Source organism: Agrococcus citreus (assembly GCF_039527715.1).
GTDB classification, from domain to species: domain Bacteria; phylum Actinomycetota; class Actinomycetes; order Actinomycetales; family Microbacteriaceae; genus Agrococcus; species Agrococcus citreus.
The window spans coordinates 285,947-305,350 of the sequence record NZ_BAAAKK010000001.1; the positions used below are offsets into that span (position 1 = coordinate 285,947).

At 72.2% G+C, this 19,404-nt stretch carries 19 protein-coding genes; 16 read left to right on the forward strand and 3 right to left on the reverse strand.

Annotated features, from left to right (window positions below; translation table 11 throughout):
- The first annotated feature begins 59 nt into the window (after positions 1 to 59).
- Positions 60 to 641: a helix-hairpin-helix domain-containing protein gene (locus tag ABD106_RS01425; RefSeq protein WP_343916585.1), complete on the forward strand. Its 582-nt coding sequence runs from the start codon at positions 60 to 62 to the stop codon at positions 639 to 641.
- Positions 642 to 759: 118 nt separating this feature from the next.
- Positions 760 to 2,988, forward strand: coding sequence for a ComEC/Rec2 family competence protein (locus tag ABD106_RS01430; RefSeq protein ID WP_343916587.1), 2,229 nt, complete (start codon positions 760 to 762; stop codon positions 2,986 to 2,988).
- A 7-nt stretch (positions 2,989 to 2,995) separates the two neighbouring features.
- Here the strand turns inward: ABD106_RS01430 and ABD106_RS01435 are convergent, their stop codons facing one another.
- Positions 2,996 to 3,706: a DUF6994 family protein gene (locus tag ABD106_RS01435; protein ID WP_343916589.1), complete on the reverse strand. Its 711-nt coding sequence runs from the start codon at positions 3,704 to 3,706 to the stop codon at positions 2,996 to 2,998.
- 148 nt (positions 3,707 to 3,854) lie between these two features.
- Here ABD106_RS01435 and holA point away from each other — a divergent pair, with 148 nt between their 5' ends.
- On the forward strand, positions 3,855 to 4,859 hold the full coding sequence (gene holA / locus ABD106_RS01440) for a DNA polymerase III subunit delta (protein ID WP_343916591.1): 1,005 nt from the start codon (positions 3,855 to 3,857) through the stop codon (positions 4,857 to 4,859).
- 163 nt (positions 4,860 to 5,022) lie between these two features.
- Here holA and rpsT read toward each other — a convergent pair whose 3' ends face one another.
- The gene (rpsT, locus tag ABD106_RS01445; protein WP_343916593.1) at positions 5,023 to 5,283 is read right to left on the reverse strand and encodes a 30S ribosomal protein S20; all 261 of its coding nucleotides are present in this window, start codon (positions 5,281 to 5,283) and stop codon (positions 5,023 to 5,025) included.
- A gap of 220 nt (positions 5,284 to 5,503) precedes the next feature.
- On the opposite strand from rpsT, the gene lepA reads away from it, so the two are divergent.
- Genes lepA through hemW form a run of 3 tightly spaced genes read left to right on the forward strand, consistent with a single transcriptional unit; the run spans position 5,504 to position 9,196 of the window.
- Positions 5,504 to 7,354 (forward strand): translation elongation factor 4, encoded by a 1,851-nt coding sequence (gene lepA, locus ABD106_RS01450; RefSeq protein WP_343916595.1) that lies wholly within the window; start codon positions 5,504 to 5,506, stop codon positions 7,352 to 7,354.
- Positions 7,351 to 7,989: a DUF1990 domain-containing protein gene (locus ABD106_RS01455; protein WP_343916597.1), complete on the forward strand. Its 639-nt coding sequence runs from the start codon at positions 7,351 to 7,353 to the stop codon at positions 7,987 to 7,989. Before lepA ends, ABD106_RS01455 begins: the two co-directional genes overlap by 4 nt.
- Before the next feature lies 1 nt (position 7,990).
- Positions 7,991 to 9,196 carry a radical SAM family heme chaperone HemW gene (gene hemW / locus ABD106_RS01460; protein ID WP_343916599.1) on the forward strand — a complete coding sequence of 402 codons (1,206 nt, stop codon included), beginning with the start codon at positions 7,991 to 7,993 and terminating at the stop codon, positions 9,194 to 9,196.
- A gap of 41 nt (positions 9,197 to 9,237) precedes the next feature.
- On the opposite strand, the gene ABD106_RS01465 is transcribed toward hemW, so the two are convergent.
- Positions 9,238 to 10,143 (reverse strand): DUF4870 domain-containing protein, encoded by a 906-nt coding sequence (locus ABD106_RS01465; protein WP_343916601.1) that lies wholly within the window; start codon positions 10,141 to 10,143, stop codon positions 9,238 to 9,240.
- 205 nt (positions 10,144 to 10,348) lie between these two features.
- Between ABD106_RS01465 and hrcA the strand changes: the two genes are divergently transcribed.
- The 10 genes from hrcA to ABD106_RS01515 all read left to right on the forward strand — a co-directional run bounded on the left by hrcA (position 10,349) and on the right by ABD106_RS01515 (position 19,379).
- The gene (hrcA, locus tag ABD106_RS01470; protein ID WP_343917844.1) at positions 10,349 to 11,362 is read left to right on the forward strand and encodes a heat-inducible transcriptional repressor HrcA; all 1,014 of its coding nucleotides are present in this window, start codon (positions 10,349 to 10,351) and stop codon (positions 11,360 to 11,362) included.
- On the forward strand, positions 11,363 to 12,448 hold the full coding sequence (dnaJ, locus tag ABD106_RS01475; protein ID WP_343916603.1) for a molecular chaperone DnaJ: 1,086 nt from the start codon (positions 11,363 to 11,365) through the stop codon (positions 12,446 to 12,448).
- Entirely contained in the window at positions 12,448 to 13,170 is a 723-nt protein-coding gene (locus ABD106_RS01480; RefSeq protein ID WP_343916605.1) for a 16S rRNA (uracil(1498)-N(3))-methyltransferase, read from the forward strand. Before dnaJ ends, ABD106_RS01480 begins: the two co-directional genes overlap by 1 nt.
- A gap of 24 nt (positions 13,171 to 13,194) precedes the next feature.
- Positions 13,195 to 13,539: a histidine triad nucleotide-binding protein gene (locus ABD106_RS01485; protein WP_343916607.1), complete on the forward strand. Its 345-nt coding sequence runs from the start codon at positions 13,195 to 13,197 to the stop codon at positions 13,537 to 13,539.
- A gap of 34 nt (positions 13,540 to 13,573) precedes the next feature.
- Positions 13,574 to 14,542, forward strand: a complete 969-nt coding sequence (locus ABD106_RS01490) for a PhoH family protein (RefSeq protein ID WP_343917846.1) — start codon at positions 13,574 to 13,576, stop codon at positions 14,540 to 14,542.
- On the forward strand, positions 14,542 to 15,018 hold the full coding sequence (ybeY, locus tag ABD106_RS01495; protein WP_343916609.1) for an rRNA maturation RNase YbeY: 477 nt from the start codon (positions 14,542 to 14,544) through the stop codon (positions 15,016 to 15,018). Before ABD106_RS01490 ends, ybeY begins: the two co-directional genes overlap by 1 nt.
- Positions 15,018 to 16,295 (forward strand): hemolysin family protein, encoded by a 1,278-nt coding sequence (locus ABD106_RS01500; RefSeq protein WP_343916611.1) that lies wholly within the window; start codon positions 15,018 to 15,020, stop codon positions 16,293 to 16,295. The genes ybeY and ABD106_RS01500 overlap by 1 nt, the downstream gene beginning before the upstream one ends.
- Positions 16,292 to 17,230, forward strand: a complete 939-nt coding sequence (gene era / locus ABD106_RS01505) for a GTPase Era (RefSeq protein ID WP_343916613.1) — start codon at positions 16,292 to 16,294, stop codon at positions 17,228 to 17,230. The genes ABD106_RS01500 and era overlap by 4 nt, the downstream gene beginning before the upstream one ends.
- A gap of 269 nt (positions 17,231 to 17,499) precedes the next feature.
- A complete protein-coding gene (locus ABD106_RS01510; RefSeq protein ID WP_343916615.1) occupies positions 17,500 to 18,732 on the forward strand; it encodes a sensor histidine kinase in 1,233 nt (410 codons plus the stop codon).
- Positions 18,729 to 19,379 carry a response regulator gene (locus ABD106_RS01515; protein ID WP_343916617.1) on the forward strand — a complete coding sequence of 217 codons (651 nt, stop codon included), beginning with the start codon at positions 18,729 to 18,731 and terminating at the stop codon, positions 19,377 to 19,379. Before ABD106_RS01510 ends, ABD106_RS01515 begins: the two co-directional genes overlap by 4 nt.
- Positions 19,380 to 19,404 lie beyond the last annotated feature (25 nt).

Genomic DNA, 19,404 nt, shown 5'->3' on the forward strand with positions numbered 1-19,404 from the left:
CTCCACAGGCGCGGCCGTCCCTCGCGCGCCCGCCGACGCATCCGCCCTACGGTGCCCGGATGGCCGTTGGGGATGCGCGCGGTGACGACGCGCGCTGGCGGCTGGGCGCGGGCGCCGCGGTGCTGCTCGTGCTCGGGGCGGTCGCCGGTGGGGTCGCGCAGCGGATGGTGGCCGACGCGCAGCCGGCGGTCGTCGTGGCGACCCCGGTCGCGACCGCATCGGTCGCCGAGGTCGTCGTCGACGTGCAGGGCGCCGTCGCGCAGCCCGGCGTCTACCGGCTGCCCGCGGGTTCGCGCGTGCTCGACGCGATCGCGCGCGCCGGCGGCACCGTCGCCGAGGCGGCGCCCGGCGCGCTGAACCTCGCGCGGCCGGTCGTCGACGGCGAGCAGGTGCTCGTGCCGACCGAGGCCGAGCAGGCCGAGGCGGCGACCGCGTCTCCCGAGGAGGGCGGACTCGTCTCCCTCAACCGGGCCGACCAGGCCGCGTTCGAGGCGCTCCCGCGCGTCGGCCCCGCGCTCGCGCTCGCGATCATCGCGCACCGCGACGAGCACGGACCGTTCACCGACATCGCGCAGCTCGACGACGTGCCGGGCATCGGGCCGGCGCTGCTCGCGTCGCTCACGCCGCTCGTGACGCTCTGATGGGAAGCAGCGATCGAACATGCGCGGGCACCGATCGTGAGCAGGCACCGATCATGCGCGGGCACCGATCATGAGCAGGCACCGATCATGAGCAGGCACTGATCATGAGCAGGCACTGATGCGCGACCTCCGGCTCGCCCTGCCCGTCGCCATCGCGTGGGCGACGCTCGCCGCCCTCAGCCCGCACGCGGCAGCGCTGCCGTCCGCGACGCTCGTCTGCGCGCTCACGGCGTGCGCGTGCTTGCTGGCCGGCCACCGCGCATCCGCGCACGGCCGGGATCGGACGGCCGCCGTGCTGCGCACCGCTGCGGTCGGCCTGGGGTTCGCCGTGCCGCTCATCGCCGGCGCTGCCGCCGCGACCGCCGCGCCGCTCGACGCGTGCGATGCGATGTCGCTCGTCGTGCTCGGCGGCACGACCCCCGCCGAGGTGCTCGTCACGGGTTGCGACGGCGCGGCGCTCAGCGCCGGCATGCCGCCGAGCGCGCTGCTGCTGCGGGCGGATGCGTCGCTCGCGATCGGCGCGACGGCCGTCGGGTCGTGCGACGCGTGGCTCGACGGGTCGCGGTGGCTGCTCGCCTGCGATCGGCTCGAGGTCTCCGAGCCGGCCGCGTGGGCGTCGTGGGCGAGCCCGCTGCGCGACGGTCTGCTGGCCGCCTCGGCGCAGCTGCCCGGCGCCGGCGGCGAGCTCCTACCCGGCCTCGCGATCGGCGACGAGCGGCGCGTGAGCCCCGCGCTGCGCACCGCGATGCTCGACGCCGGGCTCAGTCATCTGACGGCCGTCTCGGGCGCCAACTGCGTCATCGTCGTGGGCGCCGCCTTCCACGCAGCGGCGGCGCTCGGCGCGCGCCGCGCGCTGCGCGTCGGTGTCGCGGGCGTCGCGCTCGTCGGCTTCGTGCTGCTCGTCACGCCCGAGCCGTCGGTCGTGCGGGCCGGCACGATGGCGGTGATCGCGCTCGTCGGGCTCGTCACGGGCAGGCGCGCGGGCGCCATCGCGGTGCTGTCGCTCGCCGTGCTGATCGTGCTCGCGGTGCAGCCGCACCTCGCGACGAGCGCGGGCTTCGCGCTGTCGGCGCTCGCGACCGCGGGCCTCATCGTGCACGGCCGCGCGATCGCCGGCACCCTCGCGCGCGTGCTGCCGATGCCCCTCGCTGCGCTCATCGCGGTGCCGACGGCGGCGCAGCTCTGGTGCCTGCCCGTGCTCGTCGGCCTCGACGCGCGCGTGAGTATCATGGCGGTGCTCGCGAACCTCCTCGCTGGGCCGGCCGCACCGCTCGTCACGGTCGTCGGGCTCGCGGCGTGCCTCGCCGCACCGCTAGCGCCGGCGGTGGGGATCGGGCTCGCGTGGATCGCGTGGCTGCCGGCCGCGTGGATCGCGCACGTCGCCATGCTCGCGCAGCAGCTGCCCGGCTCCCAGACGCCCTGGCCGGCCGCGCCCTGGGGCGTCGTGGCGGCATCCGCGATGCTCGCAGCGGTCGTGCTCGGGCACGCGCGCGGTCGGCTCCTTCGCGGGCTCGCCGTCGCGGGCGTCGTGGCACTCGTCGCCGGCGGCGCCGCGGCGTGGCCGGCGGTGCGGTTGGGCGCGCTCGCCGACTGGAGCATCGCCCAGTGCGACGTGGGGCAGGGGAGTGCGACGGTCGTGCGCTCCGGGGGAGCGACCGTGCTCGTCGATGCGGGCAGGGAACCCGGGCCGATCGACCGGTGCCTGCGGATGCTAGGGGTCGCGCGCGTCGACCTGCTCGTGCTCACGCACTTCGACGTCGACCACGCCGGCGGGGCGCCGTCGCTCGCCGGACGCATCGGCACGCTCGTCCACGGGCCCCTCGACGAGCGGGCGGTGCCGGTCGTCGCCGAGCTCGAGGCGGCAGGCGCGACGGCGATCGAGGCGCGGCGAGGCGACGCGTGGCAGCTGGGGGACGTGCGCGTCGAAGCGCTCTGGCCCATCGGCGACGAGCCGCCCGGCAACGACGCGAGCGTCGCCGTCGCGATCGACCTGCCCTCGACGGTCGGCGGCGGGGACGGGCTCGAGCTCGTCGTGCTCGGCGACCTGGGCGCCGAGGCGCAGTCGCGCATGCTGCGAGCCGGCGTGACCGCACCGGCCGCGATCGTCGTGGTCGCGCACCACGGCTCCGCCGATCAGCTGCCGGGGCTGTATCGCCGCCTCGGCGCATCCGTCGGGCTCGTGGGTGTCGGCCCGAACGAGTACGGGCACCCGACGGATGCGGCGCTGCGGCTCGTGCGCGAGACCGGCGGCGCGCCGCTGCGCACCGACGAGCTCGGCACGATCGCGCTCGCCGTCGACGCACAGGGCGTGCGCGTCTGGTCGGAGCGCGTCGGAGGCCCGCCGTAGGCTGCCTCTAGCGTTCCAGGTCGGAGGGGTGCTTCTCGAGCCAGGCGGCGATGCGTGCGTTCCGCGCCTCGACGAACCTCATACTGCGGTCCATGAATGTCCGGTATTCGTCGAGGTTTGCAGGGACGCCTGACGCGGCGAATCCGGTGAACGGCAGGAAGAACCGCACACTTCGTGATGCCGTGTCGATGAGATCGTCGAGCAGGAAGAACTCGACGTATCCACTGAAGTCGCGGAAGAGTGAGAAGAACCAGGAGTTACCAACCAAAGCGCGCTCAAGGGGATGCTTCTCCCGGGCGTAGTGCAGGCGAACGCACTCAAGGGTGAGATCGATCCGGTCGGCGATCGCCCGCGACGTGCCACGATCTTGGTTGATTGACGGAGGACCGACTGGCCAAACAAGCATGCCGCCGATGGTGTAGCTGAGATCGTCGAACGCAGCAATGTCGTCAACGTCGATCGTCGACAAGATTGGCTTCATCCTCTGCCAATACGAGAACGTCTGGATGATGGAATCACTCTTCAGCACGACATCCCCTGATCCGATGCTCGCCCAGAGATAGCGAGATGGGTCGTCCGTTCGGAGTCGCAGCTCGCCACCGGAGGGGAGCGGCTTCGACCACAGTCGCTGATGGAAGCGACGGAGCATCGGACTGTGCGAATCGGGATCCTTGCCCTTGGCGTCCGACTGGAAATTGAAGCCAGCGTCGGGTTCCATGCGCATGCCTCCTTGCATCGCACCGCCTCGCATGTGTGCGGTCGCGAAGGAGTATCCGCCTCATGAGTCCCGTACGGCAACGACGGGAGCCAATCCTGAGCGAATAGCCTGGTCGGAGCGCGTCGGCGGCCCGCCGTAGGCTGATCGCATGGCAGCGAGCATCCCGAAGGTCGCCATCCCGAAGATCTCGTGGGAGCAGGTTTCGCCGGCGCCCGTCGTGCTGGTGTTCGGCAAGGAGTCGTTCCTCGCCGACCGCGCGCTGCAGCGGCTCCGCGCCCTGCTGCTGCTCGAGGACCCCGAGCTCGAGGTGCACGACGTCGACGCCGGCCAGTACAGCGACGGCGCGCTCGAGCTCATCGCGAGCCCGTCGCTCTTCGACGAGCCGCGCCTGGTGCGCGTCGAGAACGGCGTCAAGGGGACGGATGCGTTCATCGCCGACGTGCTGCGCTACCTCGCCCAGCCGGTCGACGGCACGACCCTCGTCATCCGCCACGACGGCTCGACCGTGCGCGGCAAGAAGATGCTCGACGCCATCCGGTCGACGCCCGGTGCGATCGAGGTCGTCTGCCAGCCGCTCAAGCGCGGCGACATGATCCCGTTCGCGCGCGCGGAGCTGCGGCTGCTCGAGCGCGATGCCACACCGGGTGCGATCGCCGCGCTCGTCGACGCCTTCTCGAGCGACATCGCAGAGCTCGCCAACGCCATCCGGCAGGTCGTGCTCGACACCGAGGGCGACGTCACCGAGCAGGTCGTGCGCACGTACTACTCGGGCCGCGTCGAGACGACGGCCTTCGCGGTGGTCGACGCCGTGATCGCCGGCGACGTCGCGCGCGCGCTCGTCACGCTGCGGCACGCGATCGCCACGGGTGCCGACCCCGTGCCGATCGTCGCGGCGTTCGCCATGCGGTACCGGCAGCTCGCGAAGGTCTCGGGTGCCGGCGGCTCCGACATGCAGGCGGCGCGCCAGCTCGGCATGCAGGACTGGCAGGTCGGGAACGCCCGGCGCGACCTGCGGTCGTTCACGGATGCGTCGCTGTGCGACGCGATCGAGGCGATCGCGACCGCGGATGCTGCGGTGAAGGGCGCAGAGCGGAACCCCGGCCACTCGGTCGAGCGGCTCGTCCGGCAGCTCGCGACGCGCGCATCCGCCTGAGTCGTACCGATTTGCGCGCATCCGTCTGAGTGGTACCGATCTGCGGGTGCTGGCGGCCGAGACCCGCAGACCCCTACTGCAGAACGTGACCTGTGCGCGGGGAGCACCCGGGAACGACGAAGGGGACCCCGACCGGGGTCCCCTTCGTGCAGCGTGAGTCAGCTCAGAGCGACGCGGCAGCCTTCGCGATCGACGACTTGCGGTTCGCGGCCTGGTTGCGGTGGATGACGCCCTTGGAGACAGCCTTGTCGAGCTTGCGGGTGGCGACGGCCACCTTCTGCTGCGCGACGGCCTTGTCACCCTCGGCGATGGCCTTCTTGGCCTCGCGCACGGCGGTCTTGAGCTCGCTCTTGACGGCGCGGTTGCGGAGCGTCGCCTTCTCGTTGGTGAGGATGCGCTTGATCTGCGACTTGATGTTCGCCACGTGGTGTCCTGTTCCTGTTGTGAAGAGTGGTTGGCGGCGGCTTCTGCTCGCCTGAGCCGCCGCGACCCGCCCTCGCGCGACGTGCGCGCAGAAGAAGGGGAAGCCAGCGAACGACTCTACCAGCGCGCGAGCCCCGCTCGCAATGCGGCCGGATCGATCCGCTGTGGGAGACTGGGACCTTCCACCCCGCAGCACCATCCCAGCCCGACGAGAAGGACCTGTGAGCCCCCGAGCGACCACGGCACTCGAGCCAGCCTCGACCGATCCGGCGAAGATCCGCAACTTCTGCATCATCGCGCACATCGACCACGGCAAGTCGACCCTCGCCGACCGCATGCTGCAGCTCACCGGCGTCGTCGACGACCGCTCGATGCGCGCGCAGTACCTCGACCGCATGGACATCGAGCGCGAGCGCGGCATCACGATCAAGTCGCAGGCCGTGCGCATGCCCTGGGAGCTCGACGGCGAGACCTTCGCCCTCAACATGATCGACACCCCGGGCCACGTCGACTTCACCTACGAGGTCTCCCGCTCGCTCGCCGCGTGCGAGGGCGCCATCCTGCTCGTCGACGCCGCGCAGGGCATCGAGGCGCAGACCCTCGCGAACCTGTATCTCGCGATGGACAACGACCTCGAGATCATCCCGGTGCTCAACAAGATCGACCTGCCGGCCGCCGACCCCGAGAAGTACGCCGCCGAGATCGCCCGCCTCATCGGCGGCGACCCCGACGACGTGCTGCGCGTGAGCGGCAAGACCGGCATGGGCGTCGACGCGCTGCTCGACCGCGTCGTGCGCACGGTGCCCGCGCCGACGGGCGACGTCGACGGCCCCGCCCGCGCGATGATCTTCGACTCGGTCTACGACGCCTACCGCGGCGTCGTCACCTACGTGCGGATGGTCGACGGCACGCTCCGCCCGCGCGAGCAGGTCGTCATGATGTCGACCGGCTCCAAGCACGAGGCGCTCGAGATGGGCGTCTCGAGCCCCGAGCCGATCCCGTCGAAGGGCCTGAGCGTCGGCGATGTCGGCTACCTCATCACGGGCGTGAAGGATGTGCGCCAGTCGAAGGTCGGCGACACCGTGACGACCGTGAAGGCGCCGGCGACCGTCGCCCTCAAGGGCTACGCCGAGCCGAAGCCGATGGTCTTCTCGGGCCTGTACCCGATCGACGGCAGCGACTACCCGGTGCTGCGCGAGGCGCTCGACAAGCTCAAGCTGTCGGATGCGGCGCTCGTCTACGAGCCGGAGACCTCCGTCGCGCTCGGCTTCGGCTTCCGCTGCGGATTCCTGGGGCTCCTGCACCTCGAGATCATCACCGAGCGCCTCGAGCGCGAGTTCAACCTCGACCTCATCGCGACCGCGCCGAGCGTGCCGTACCAGGTGCAGACCGAGGACCGGCAGGCGCACATCGTCACGAACCCGAGCGAGTTCCCGGACGGCAAGATCCTCTCGGTCGTCGAGCCGATGGTGCGCGCGACGATCCTCGCGCCCAAGGACTACGTCGGCGCGATCATGGAGCTGTGCCAGACGCGCCGCGGCACGCTCGGCGGCATGGAGTACCTCTCGGAGGACCGGGTCGAGCTGCGCTACCGGCTGCCGCTCGGCGAGATCGTCTTCGACTTCTTCGACCAGCTGAAGTCGCGCACGCAGGGCTACGCCTCGCTCGACTACGAGGTCGACGGCGAGGACGAGGGCGACCTCGTCAAGGTCGACATCCTGCTGCAGGGCGAGCAGGTCGACGCCTTCAGCGCGATCGTCCACCGCGACAAGGCCTACGCCTACGGTGTGCTCATGGCCGGCAAGCTGCGCGAGCTCATCCCGCGGCAGCAGTTCGAGGTGCCGATCCAGGCCGCCATCGGCGCCCGCATCATCGCCCGCGAGACGATCCGGGCCATCCGCAAGGACGTGCTCGCCAAGTGCTACGGCGGCGACATCACCCGCAAGCGCAAGCTGCTCGAGAAGCAGAAGGAGGGCAAGAAGCGCATGAAGATGGTCGGGCGCGTCGAGGTCCCCCAGGAGGCGTTCATCGCCGCGCTCTCGACCGGCGAGACGAAGAAGGACTCGAAGTGACGAAGCCCATCGCCGAGCGCTCCACCAACTACGGCGCCGTCGGCGCGACCGGGCACTTCGACTTCCACCGGTTCCCGCCGAAGGGCTTCGAGGTCGTGCAGAAGCGCTCGCGCATCGGTCACGGCCGGCCGCGCTACGACGCCGCGGTCGCGGCCCTTCGCACCTGGAAGATCCAGCGGCTCGCGGGCATCGAGGTCGACATCGTCGGCACCGACGAGGGCACCGTCTACCGGCCCGTCGGCTTCGACGGCACCGAGGCGACCCGCGCGGCGAGCATCGAGCCGCAGCAGGACTTCGGCCCCGACGGCGAGCCCTTCCTGCAGCCGGGCGACTCGGTCGACCAGCGCATCCGCATCGCCGGTGTGCAGGTGCACGCACCGATGCGCGTGATCGCGGTCGAGGAGGAGCCGAGCAGCCACGTCGTCATCATCGGCTCGCTCGAGGGCCACCCGCTCGCGGGCGAGGAGCGCTTCACCGTCGAGATCGCCGACGACGAGACCGTCTTCCTGCACTTCCGCGCCATCGTGCGGCACGACGCCTGGTGGGTCAAGCTCGGCGGCCCCTTCGCGCGGGCGCTGCGCCGCCGCTACCACGACCGGTTCATGGACGTCCTCCGGTCGATCGACGTCCGCTGACATGGGGCGGCTGCCCGAGGGCGACGCCGCGCCGGCCGACGGCCGCCTGCCGGCGGGCACCGCTGCCGACGGACCGTTCGGCGTCTACCTGCACGTGCCGTTCTGCTCGGTGCGCTGCGGCTACTGCGACTTCAACACCTACACCGCCGACGAGCTGCGCGGCGCGACGCGCGCCGGCTACCCGGGCGACGTCGCGGCCGAGATCGCCGTCGCCACGCGCGTGCTCGGCGAGCTCGGACCGCTCCGCCAGGCAGAGACCGTCTTCTTCGGCGGCGGCACGCCGACGCTGCTGCCCGCCGGCGACCTGCTGCGCATGCTCGACGGCGTGCGGGATGCGTTCGGCCTCGCCCCGGGCGCGGAGGTCTCGGTCGAGGCGAACCCCGACTCCATCGACGCCGCTGGCCTCGCGCAGCTGCGCGCCGGCGGCGTGACGCGCGTCTCGTTCGGCATGCAGTCGGCCGTGCCGCACGTGCTCGCGGCGCTCGATCGCACGCACGACCCCGAGCGCGTGCCGCAGGTCGTCGCGTGGGCACGCAAGGCGGGCCTCGAGGTCTCGATCGACCTCATCTACGGCGCGCCGGGGGAGTCGCTCGACGACTGGCAGCGCTCGCTCGACGCGGCCGTCGCGATGGCGCCCGACCACGTCTCGGCGTATGCGCTCATCGTCGAGGACGGCACGGCACTCGCCCGACGCATCCGTCGCGGCGAGCTCGTCGCGCCCGACGACGACCTGCAGGCGGCGATGTACGAGGCGGCGGATGCGACGCTCACCTCGGCGGGCTACGGCTGGTACGAGGTCTCGAACTGGGCCCGCGGCGGTCGCGTCGCGCGCCACAACCTCGCCTATTGGCGCGGTCAGGACTGGTGGGGCTTCGGGCCCGGCGCGCACAGCCACGTCGGCGGCGTGCGCTGGTGGAACGTGAAGCACCCGGCCGCGTACCGCGACCGGCTGCTGGCGGGCGCCTCACCGGCGCTCGCGCGCGAGGTGCTCGACGACGAGACGCGCCGGGTCGAGCGCGTGCTGCTCGAGTCGCGCATCGCCGAGGGCCTCGCGATCGACGTGCTCGAGCCCGACGGCCGCCGCGCGGTCGCCGGTCTCATGGCCGAGGGCCTCGTCGACCCAGCAGCCGCCCTCGCCGGCCGGGTGGTCCCGACGCTGCGAGGGCGGCTCCTCGCCGACGCAGTGGTGCGGCGGCTGCTGCCCTGAGGCGAGCGGCCTCCTCCAGGAGCTGCTACTTCACGTGCTTCCTACTTCACCATCCGCCAGTTGAACGGGTAGCGGTACGAGCCTCCGTTGTTGACGCGGATCGCGCCGATGATCGAGAAGATCACCTGCAGCAGGCCCGGGATCCAGTACAGGGCGCTGATGATGCCGAGCAGCCCGAACGTGGGGATCGCGAGCACGATGCCGACGACCATGATGCCGACGGCGAGGATGGTCATGAAGATGCCGAAGTTCAGCGCCTCCTTCGACTCCTGCCGCGCGAACGCGCTGCGGTCCTTGTAGATCATGTAGACGATGAGCGGGCCGATCCAGCCGCCGAAGCCGCCCGTGACGATCGTCGAGAGGCCCGAGATGTGGCCCCACATGCCGGCGTTCTTCTCGTCGACCGGCGACATCGGCGCGGCCGCCGCGTACTGCGGCTGACCGGGAGCGCCGTACTGCGGCTGGCCGCCGTACTGCTGGCCGCCGTACTGCTGCTGCCCGCCGAACGGGGGCTGCCCCGGCTGCCCGTACTGCGGCTGACCGGACTGCGGCTGGCCGGGCTGGGACTGCCCGTACTGGGGCTGCCCGTACGAGGGCTGGCCCTGCTGCTGACCGGGCTGACCCGGCTGGCCGCCGTAGGGAGGCTGGCCCTGAGACTGACCCGGCTGGCCCTGCTGCCCGTACTGCGGCGCGCTCGACGACGGTGCGCTGAAGGGCTGCTGCTGCCCGCGCTGCCAGTCGGCGGGATCGGAGGGGCCGCTGAACGCGGGCTGGCCCGGCGCATCGGGCGTGACGGCGGGGGACGAGAACGACTTCGCGGGCTCGCCGACGCCCGGCGCCGCGGGGGCGCTCGGAGCCGCGTGCTGCTCGTCCGTCACGGCGAAGCCATCGACGGGCTGCTCGGACGGATCGTGCTGCTCCCCGCGGGGAGCGTTGGGATCGGACATTGCGTGCCTTTCGTGTGCGTCTCGCGGGCGCGGGACCAATCGCTGGGCCCATTGTGCGCCTGCACGGCTGTGCATGGGGTCAGAACGCGCCGAGCCGACCGAACACCGCTGGCTCGCGGTACGATTGGCAGTCAGTCGACGAGAGTGCCAGGAGCGGTGCCGGCGTCCCGAGCGGATGCGGCGCCCCATGACGAGGGGAGTGCGGATGGTCTCGGATCGCGGCCTCGATGTCCTCCGAGCGATCGTGCAGGACTACGTCGCCATGCGCGAGCCCGTGGGTTCGAAGTCGATCGTCGAGCGCCACGCGTTCGGCGTCTCGGCGGCGACCATCCGCAACGACATGGCGCTCCTCGAGGAGGAGGAGCTCATCGTCGCGCCGCACACCTCCTCGGGACGCGTGCCCACCGACAAGGGCTACCGCGTGTTCGTCGACCGACTGCAGCGCATGCAGCCGCTCACGCCCGCGCAGCGCGTCGCGATCACGCGCTTCCTCGACGAGGCCGTCGACCGCGACGACGTGCTCGCGCGCACCGCGCGGCTGCTGTCGTCGCTCACCAACCAGGTCGCGCTCGTGCAGGTGCCGATGCGGCGACCCGCGGGCGTGCGCCGCGTCGAGCTCATCGCCGTCGCCGAGACGAAGCTGCTCGCCGTGCTCATCCTCGACTCCGGCCGCGTCGAGCAGCGCGTGCTCGACGCGCAGCAGCGCATCGAGCCCGAGCAGGCGACCGCCCTCGGCCGCGCCTTCACCGAGACCGTCGCCGAGCTGTCGCCGGCCGACGCCGTCGAGCGGCTCGGCTCGGCCGCCGCATCCGCGCCCCCCGCGCTCCAGCCCGCCACGGCATCCGTCGCCCAGACGCTCAGCGAGATGCTGCAGGCGGCCGGCGGCGACCGCATCGTGATGGCGGGCGCCTCGCACCTCGTGCGCGAGGAGCGCGACTTCCACGGGCGCGTCACGCCGGTGCTCGACGCGATCGAGGAGCAGGTGACGCTGCTGCGGCTCTTCGACGAGATGGGCGCGGAGGGCGAGGTGACGACCCGCATCGGCCGCGAGCTCTCGGGACCGCTGGGGGAGACCGCCGTCGTGGCGTCGACCTACAGCGACGCGCGGCTCGAGGGCCACGTGGGCGTGCTGGGCCCGACCCGGATGGACTACGCAGGAAACATGGCCGCGGTGCGCGCAGTTGCGCGCTACCTGACGCGGCTGCTGAGCGAGGACTGAGTGACTGACCACTACGAGACCCTCGGCGTCGCGCGCGACGCCGGCCAGGACGAGATCAAGAAGGCGTACCGCCGGCTGGCGCGCGAGCTGCACCCCGACGTGAACCCGAGCGAGGATGCGGCGGAGCGGTTCAAGACCGTCACGCACGCGTACGACGTGCTCGGCGACCCGCAGTCCCGCGCCGAGTACGACCGCGGCCCGAGCGCCGGTGCCGGCGCCTTCGGGTTCGGCGACATCTTCGAGCAGTTCTTCGGCGGCGCGCGCTCGCAGGGGCCGCGATCGCGTCGGCAGCCAGGCCAGGACAGCCTGCTGCGCGTCGACCTCGACCTCGCCGACGTCGTCTTCGGCGTGCACCGGGAGCTCCGCGTGCAGACGGCCGTGCTGTGCGAGACGTGCGGCGGCGAGTGCACCGCGCCCGGCACGAGCCCCGAGCGCTGCACGATGTGCGGCGGCTCCGGGCACGTGCAGCGCCAGGTGCGCTCGCTGCTCGGCAACGTCGTCACGAGCCAGCCGTGCGGCATCTGCCAGGGCTACGGCACGGTCATCCCCGACCCGTGCCCGACGTGCGCGGGCCACGGGCGCGTGCGCGCCGAGCGCACGATCCCGGTCGACCTCCCCGCGGGCGTCGACACCGGGCTGCGCATCCAGCTGCCCGGCCAGGGCGAGGTCGGCGAGGCCGGCGGCCCCGCCGGCACGCTCTACCTCGAGATCAACGTGCGCCACCACGACGTCTTCAGCCGCTCGGGCGACGACCTGCTCGCGACCCTCGAGGTCTCGATGCCGGATGCGGCGCTCGGCACCCGCACGCGCATCGAGGCGATCGACGGCGCGGTCGAGGTCGAGGTGCGACCGGGCACGCAGTCCGGCGACATCCTCACGATCGCCGATCGCGGCGTCACCCGGCTCCGCGGCGGTGGCCGCGGCGACCTCAAGCTCGGCGTGCAGGTCGTCACGCCGCAGAAGCTCGACCGGCGCACCGAGGAGCTGCTGCGCGAGCTGCGCGATCGCACGAAGGCTCCCGCTCCGCACCTCGCGCAGTTCAAGCAGGGGCTGTTCGCGAAGATGCGCGACCGACTCCGGCTCTGATGGCGCACTGCTACTGGCTCGACATCGCGGGCGCATCCGCCGGCGACGTCGTGACGCTCACCGGCGAGGAGGCGCACCATGCCGCCGTCGTCTCGCGCATGCGCCGCGGCGAGCGCGTGCTCGTGAGCGACGGCCTCGGCACGCTCGCCGAGGGCGTCATCGACCGCGCCGAGCGCGACGGCGTCGACGTCGTGCTGCAGCGCGTCGAGGTGCTGCCGGCGCCGTCGCCGCGCATCGGCCTCGCCCAGGCGCTCGCGAAGGGCGATCGCGCCGAGCTCGCCGTGCAGGCATCCACCGAGCTCGGCGTCGACGCGATCGTGCCGTGGCAGGCGCGGCGCAGCGTCGTGCAGTGGAAGGGCGAGCGCGGCGACAAGGCGCTCGACCGCTGGCGGAAGGTCGTCCGCGAGGCGGGCAAGCAGGCCATCCGGCCGCGACTGCCCGAGGTCGGCGGCGTCGTCGACACCGAGGGGCTCGCAGGCCTCGCGGACGCGTGGCAGCTCGTCGTGCTCGACCCGACGGCCGCCGACTCGCTCGCGGACGTGCCGCTCGAGCGCGACGTGCTGCTCGTCGTCGGCCCGGAGGGCGGCGTCGACCCGGGCGAGCTCGAGCGGCTCGTCGCCGCCGGCGCCGTCCGGGCGAGGATGGGCGACCACGTGCTGCGCACCTCGACCGCCGGCCTCGCGGCCGTCGCGGCCCTCTCGCTGCGACTCGGGCGCTGGTGAGCGGCACGAAGGTAGGCTGGCCCCATGGCTGAGCCCACCGTGTTCGAGAAGATCGTCGCCCGCGAGATCCCTGCGGAGATCGTGCTCGAGACCGACCGCATCATCGCGTTCACCGACATCAACCCGCAGGCGCCCATGCACGTGCTCGTGGTGCCGAAGACGCCCGCGTACCGCGACGTCGTCGAGCTCGCGGCCGGGGATCCCGACCTGCTGGCCGAGATGATCCAGGCCGCGAAGGCCATCGCGCGCGAGCGCGGCGACGGCGACTTCCGCCTCGTCTTCAACACCGGCGAGCTCGCCGGTCAGACTGTCTTCCACGCCCACGCGCACGTGCTGGGCGGCTCACTCGGAGAGGGCTCGCTTGCCTGACGCTACGCAGTCGATCGAGATCGACGGCATCGAGATGGTGCGGCTGCTCGGGCCGCAGGATCGCCTGCTGACGAGGCTCGAGCACGAGCATCCGGATGTCCGGGTGGCCGTGCGCGGCAACCTCGTCACGCTCGAGGGGCCCGAGGAGGACGTCGTCGTCGCGAGCCGGCTCGTGCAGGAGCTCGTCGACCTCGTGCGCCAGGGCGCCGACCTCAGCCAGACCGAGGTCGCCGAGGGATCCCGGATCCTGCGGCAGGACTCGACCCGCAGCCTCTCCGACGCGATGGGCGAGGCGATCCTCACGTCGCGCGGCAAGTCGATCCGCGCGAAGACGGAGGGCCAGCGCGCCTACGTCGAGGCGATCGACCAGCACACGATCGTGTTCGGGATCGGCCCCGCCGGCACGGGCAAGACCTACCTCGCGATGGCGAAGGCCGTGCAGGCGCTGCATCGCAAGGAGGTCGACCGCATCATCCTGACGCGCCCGGCCGTCGAGGCGGGCGAGCGGCTCGGCTTCCTGCCCGGCACGCTCACCGACAAGATCGACCCCTACCTGCGGCCGCTCTACGACGCGCTCAACGAGATGATGGATCCGGAGCTCGTGCCGAAGCTGCTCGCGACGGGCGTCGTCGAGGTCGCGCCGCTCGCCTACATGCGCGGCCGCACCCTCAACAGCTCGTTCATCGTGCTCGACGAGGCGCAGAACACGAGCCCCGAGCAGATGAAGATGTTCCTCACACGCCTCGGCTTCGGCTCGCAGATGGTCGTCACCGGCGACGCGACGCAGGTCGACCTGCCGGCTGGCACCTCGGGCCTGCAGGTCGCGCAGCAGGTGCTCGGGCGCATCGACGACATCCACTTCGCGCAGCTCACGAGCGCCGACGTCGTGCGTCACACGCTCGTCGGCGAGATCGTCGACGCCTACACCGAGCACGACCAGCGCCAGATCGCGAAGCAGGCGCGCAAGCAGCAGTCGCACCAGCCGCGCGGGCGGGGACGCTGATGGCGATCGACCTGCTCAACGAGACGGGGACGTCGATCGACGAGGCGCAGCTCATCCGGCTCGTCGCCTTCGACCTCGAGCGGCTCTTCGTGCACCCCGACGCCGACCTCGCGATCGTGCTCGTCGACGTCGCCGCGATGGAGCAGCTCCACGTGCAGTGGATGGACGAGCCCGGTCCGACGGACGTGCTCTCCTTCCCGATGGACGAGCTGCGCCCGGGTGCCCACGACCGGCTGACCCCGGCCGGCCTGCTCGGCGACATCGTGCTGTGCCCCGAGGTCGCGCAGGCGCAGGCGAGCGAGGCCGGCCACAGCCTCATGACCGAGCTGCGCCTGCTCACCACGCACGGCCTGCTCCACCTGCTGGGCTTCGACCACGCCGAGCCCGCCGACCGCGACGAGATGTTCGCGCTGCAGGACAAGCTGCTGGTGGCCTTCGAGGAGCATGACGGCGGCACGCCGGGCCGCATCCACTGATGTTCGAGATCCTCCTCTTCGCCGCCGCCGCGGTGCTCATCGCCTTCGGCGCTTGGCTCGCCGCCGCCGACGCCGCGCTCGGCGTCGTCTCGCGCGCCGAGCTGCAGGATGCGTCGCTCACCGCGCGCCACGCATCCGCCATGCTCTCGATCGCCGACGACCTGCGCGGTCACGTCATGACGCTGCAGTTCGGCCGCATCATGTGCGAGACGCTCGCGGCGGTGCTCATCACGCTCGCCGTCGACTCGCTCGTCACCGAGTGGTGGATCACGCTGCTCATCGCGGGCGGCGTCATGATCGTCGTCTCGTTCGTGCTCGTCGGTACGAGCCCCCGCGCCGTCGGCCGCACGCACGCGATCGGCCTGCTGCGCGGCTCGGCGCGCTTCCTCCGCTTCTGGCGCGTGCTGATGGGGCCGATCGCGAGCCTCGTCGCCGCCGTCGGCGACAAGATCACGCCCGGCCGTCAGCGCGAGACCGCGTTCACGACCGAGGCGCAGCTGCTCTCGATGGTCGACGCCGCGGCCGAGTCGGACGTGCTCGAGGACGACGACCGCGAGCTCATCCACTCGATCTTCGAGTTCAATGAGACGCTCGTGCGCGAGGTCATGGTGCCGCGCCCCGACATGATCACCGTCGATCGCGACGCGACGGCGAAGGATGCGCTGCGCCAGTTCCTCGACAACGGCCTGTCGCGCATGCCCGTGGTGGGGGAGGCGATCGACGAGATCCTCGGCATCCTCTACCTCCGCGACGTCGTGCGCAGCCGCACGTGGCGGCCGGAGGCGGTCGAGACCGCCGAGGAGCTCGCGCGCCCGGCGATCCTCGTGCCCGAGTCGAAGAAGGCCGACGACACGCTCGCGCTCATGCAGGCGGAGCGCGTGCACGTCGCGATGGTGGTCGACGAGTACGGCGGCATCGCGGGGCTCGTCACGCTCGAGGACCTCGTCGAGGAGCTCGTCGGCGAGATCCGCGACGAGCACGACCGCGGTCGCAGCGAGATCGTCGACGAGGGCGACGGTGTCTGGCGGGTCTCCGCGCGGCTGCAGATCGACGAGCTGGGCGACTTGTTCGACCTCACGCTCGAGGACGAGGACGTCGACACCGTCGGCGGCCTCGTGCAGAAGGAGCTCGGCCGCATCGCCGAGGTGGGCGACGTCGTGCACGTCGACGAGCTGCGCATCGAGGTGCGCTCGATCGACGGCCGCGGCCGGAACGCGGGCGAGATGGAGGTCTCGCGCGAGGTCCGCGCGGATCACGAGGCCGAGGGGGCCGCATGAACGACGACACCGCCGAGCTCGACTCCGGCGCGCAGGGCCAGCGCGACGCCGCGCACCGCAGCGGCTTCGTGACGTTCGTGGGCCGCCCGAACGCGGGCAAGTCGACGCTGATGAACGCGCTCGTGGGCGAGAAGATCGCCATCACCTCGTCGAAGCCGCAGACCACGCGCCACGCGATCCGCGGCATCGTGCACCGCGACGACGCGCAGATCGTCATCGTCGACACCCCTGGCATGCACAAGCCGCGCACGCTGCTCGGCAAGCGGCTGAACGCCGTCGTGCAGACGACGCTCGGCGACGTCGACGTCATCTGCCTGTGCGTGCCGGCGAACGAGCCGATCGGCCCCGGCGACCGCTACATCGACCAGCAGCTCGAGGGCTTCCCGCGCGCGAAGAAGATCGCGATCGTCACGAAGACCGACGTCGCCTCGCGGGAGCGCACCGCGCAGCAGCTGCTCGAGGTGAACGAGCTGCGCGACTGGGATGCCGTCGTGCCGCTCTCGTCGGTCGCCGGCACGCAGCTCGACGTGCTCATCGACACGATCGTCGCGATGCTGCCGCAGGGACCGCCGCTGTACGAGGCGGCGACCACCCACGACGAGCCCGTCGACGTGCGGATCGCCGAGGTGATCCGCGAGGCTGCGCTCGAGGACGTGCGCGACGAGCTGCCGCACTCGATCATGGTGACCATCGACGACATCGTGCCGCGCGAGGGCCGCGACCTCACCGACGTCTACGCCAACCTCTGGGTCGAGCGCGACAGCCAGAAGGGCATCATCATCGGCAAGGGCGGCTCCCGCCTGCGCCAGGTGGGGGCGGATGCGCGGGTCGAGATCGAGCGGATCCTCGGCACGCAGGTGCACCTCGACCTGCGCGTGAAGATCGCCAAGGAGTGGCAGGGAGACCCGAAGCAGCTCGGCCGCTTCGGCTTCTAGCTTCTCGCTGGTCGAGGAGCACGCGGCGGAGCCGCGCGCGTCTCGAGACCAACGCCGCACGGCCGGCGCTGCACGGATCGAGGCGCCGGCGGCAGCGGAGGCTCAGGCGTCCTCGCTCCGTGCACCGCGGGCCAGATCTCCTCGTCTCGTGACCGCTCGGTGCACGAGCGGCCGCGGGGGCCGGCAGCGGCGCACGTCCCCTCCGCCGAGCGGATGATTGCGCGCCCTCGCGGCCCTGCCGATCGCGGCGCCGACCTACGCTGGATGCCGTGACCACCCTGCCGACCGTCGACCCCGCCGCGCCCGCCGCCGCGGAGCCGTCGGTCCCCGGCTCGCTGCGGTCCGACGCGATCATCGCGGGCACGACCGTGCTCGTCCTCGCGGTGCCCACGCTGCTGCTCGGCACGGTCGGCTTCGGCTGGCACTGGCTGCTCGCGGGCGTCGTCGCCCTCGCGGTCCCCGGCGCGATCCTGCTGCGCCGCACGCGACCGGTGCTCGCGCTCGCGGGCCTCACCGCGCTCGCGGCCGTGCACGTCGTCGTCGGGGCACCCATGTTCCCGATGTGGTTCGGCGTGCTCGTGCTGCTCTACTCCGCCGGCCGCTTCTCGCAGTGGCAGGGCAGGCTCGGCGCGCTGGGGCTCTCGCTCGTCGCGTCGGTGCTCGCCGCCTACTGGGTTGCGACGACGGGCGGGCTCGCGGGCTTCGCACCCGGCTCGCCGGTGCCGGTCGCCGAGCTCGTGCGCCTCGTCGCGTTCTTCTGGATCCCGCCGATGCTGCTGTTCTCGATGATGATCCTCATCGGGTGGGGCGTCGCCGCGGCGGCGCGCACCGAGGCGGCGACGGTCGTCGCGCAGGTCTCGCAGCAGCGCGCCGACCAGGAGGAGGAGCGCGCCGCCCTCGCGCGCGACATGCACGACGTGGTCGCGCACTCGCTCGCGGTCGTCATCGCGCAGGCGAACGGCGCGCGCTACACGGCCGACCCGGCCGCGAAGGACGCATCGCTCGAGCGGATCGCCGGCACCGCCAAGCAGGCGCTCGGCGACGTGCGGCTGCTGCTCGAGCAGCTGCGCCACAGCGAGGCACCCGACCCGGTCGCGTCGCTCGGCGACGTCGACGTGCTCATCGAGCGGATGCGGGGGAGCGGCCTCGACGTGCGCTTCGAGCGCTCGGGCGTGCAGCCGATGCTGCCGCGCACGGCCGACATCGCCGCCTACCGGATCCTGCAGGAGGCGCTCACGAACGCGCTGCGCCACGGCGATCGGGCAGAGCCGGTGCACGTGCGCCTGCGCGGTGTCGCCATCCCGCACGGCGGCGCTGGCATCGTTGTCGACGTGCACAACCGCATCTCGAGCTCGCCGGGCACGCCCGGTCACGGTGTGCGCGGCATGCACGAGCGCGCGCGGCTCGCGGGCGGCGATGCGTGGACCGGGGTCGAGCGCGGCTGGTTCCGGGTGCGCGCCGCGTTCCCGGCTGCACTCATGCACGAAGGAGGGCCCGCGTGATCCGCGTGCTGATCGTCGACGACCAAGCGCTGTTCCGCGGCGGCATCCGGATGCTCGTGGAGTCGCAGCCCGACCTCGTGTGCGTCGGCGAGGCGGCCGACGGCGCGCAGGCGGTGCGGCTCGCGGAGGAGCAGCAGCCCGATGTCGTGCTCATGGATGTGCGGATGCCCGTGCTCGACGGCATCTCGGCGACCGACCGCATCGTGCGCCAGAACCCTGCGGTGCGGGTCGTCGTGCTCACGACCTTCGACCTCGACGAGGCCGCAGCGCGGGCGATCCGGGCCGGCGCATCCGGGTTCGTGCTGAAGGATGCGGAGCCTGAGCTCGTGCTCGCCGCCATCCGCACGGTGCACGCAGGCAACGAGGTCGTCGCGGCGAGCGCGACGCGCGAGCTGTTCAAGGCGTTCGGCCGCCAGCGGCGAGCGGCGCCGACGACGTTCGGCGAGCTCACGGAGCGCGAGCGCCAGATCTTCGGCCTCGCCGCGAAGGGCCTGTCGAACACCGAGATCGCCCGCTCGGAGTTCGTCTCGGAGGCGACGGTCAAGACGCACATCTCGCGGGTCCTCGCGAAGCTCGGCCTGCGAGACCGGGTGCAGCTCGTCGTCTTCGCCTACGAGCACGGCCTGGTGGGCGAGCACCCGGCCTGACCCGCCGGCTCGCCGGTCGAGCCGG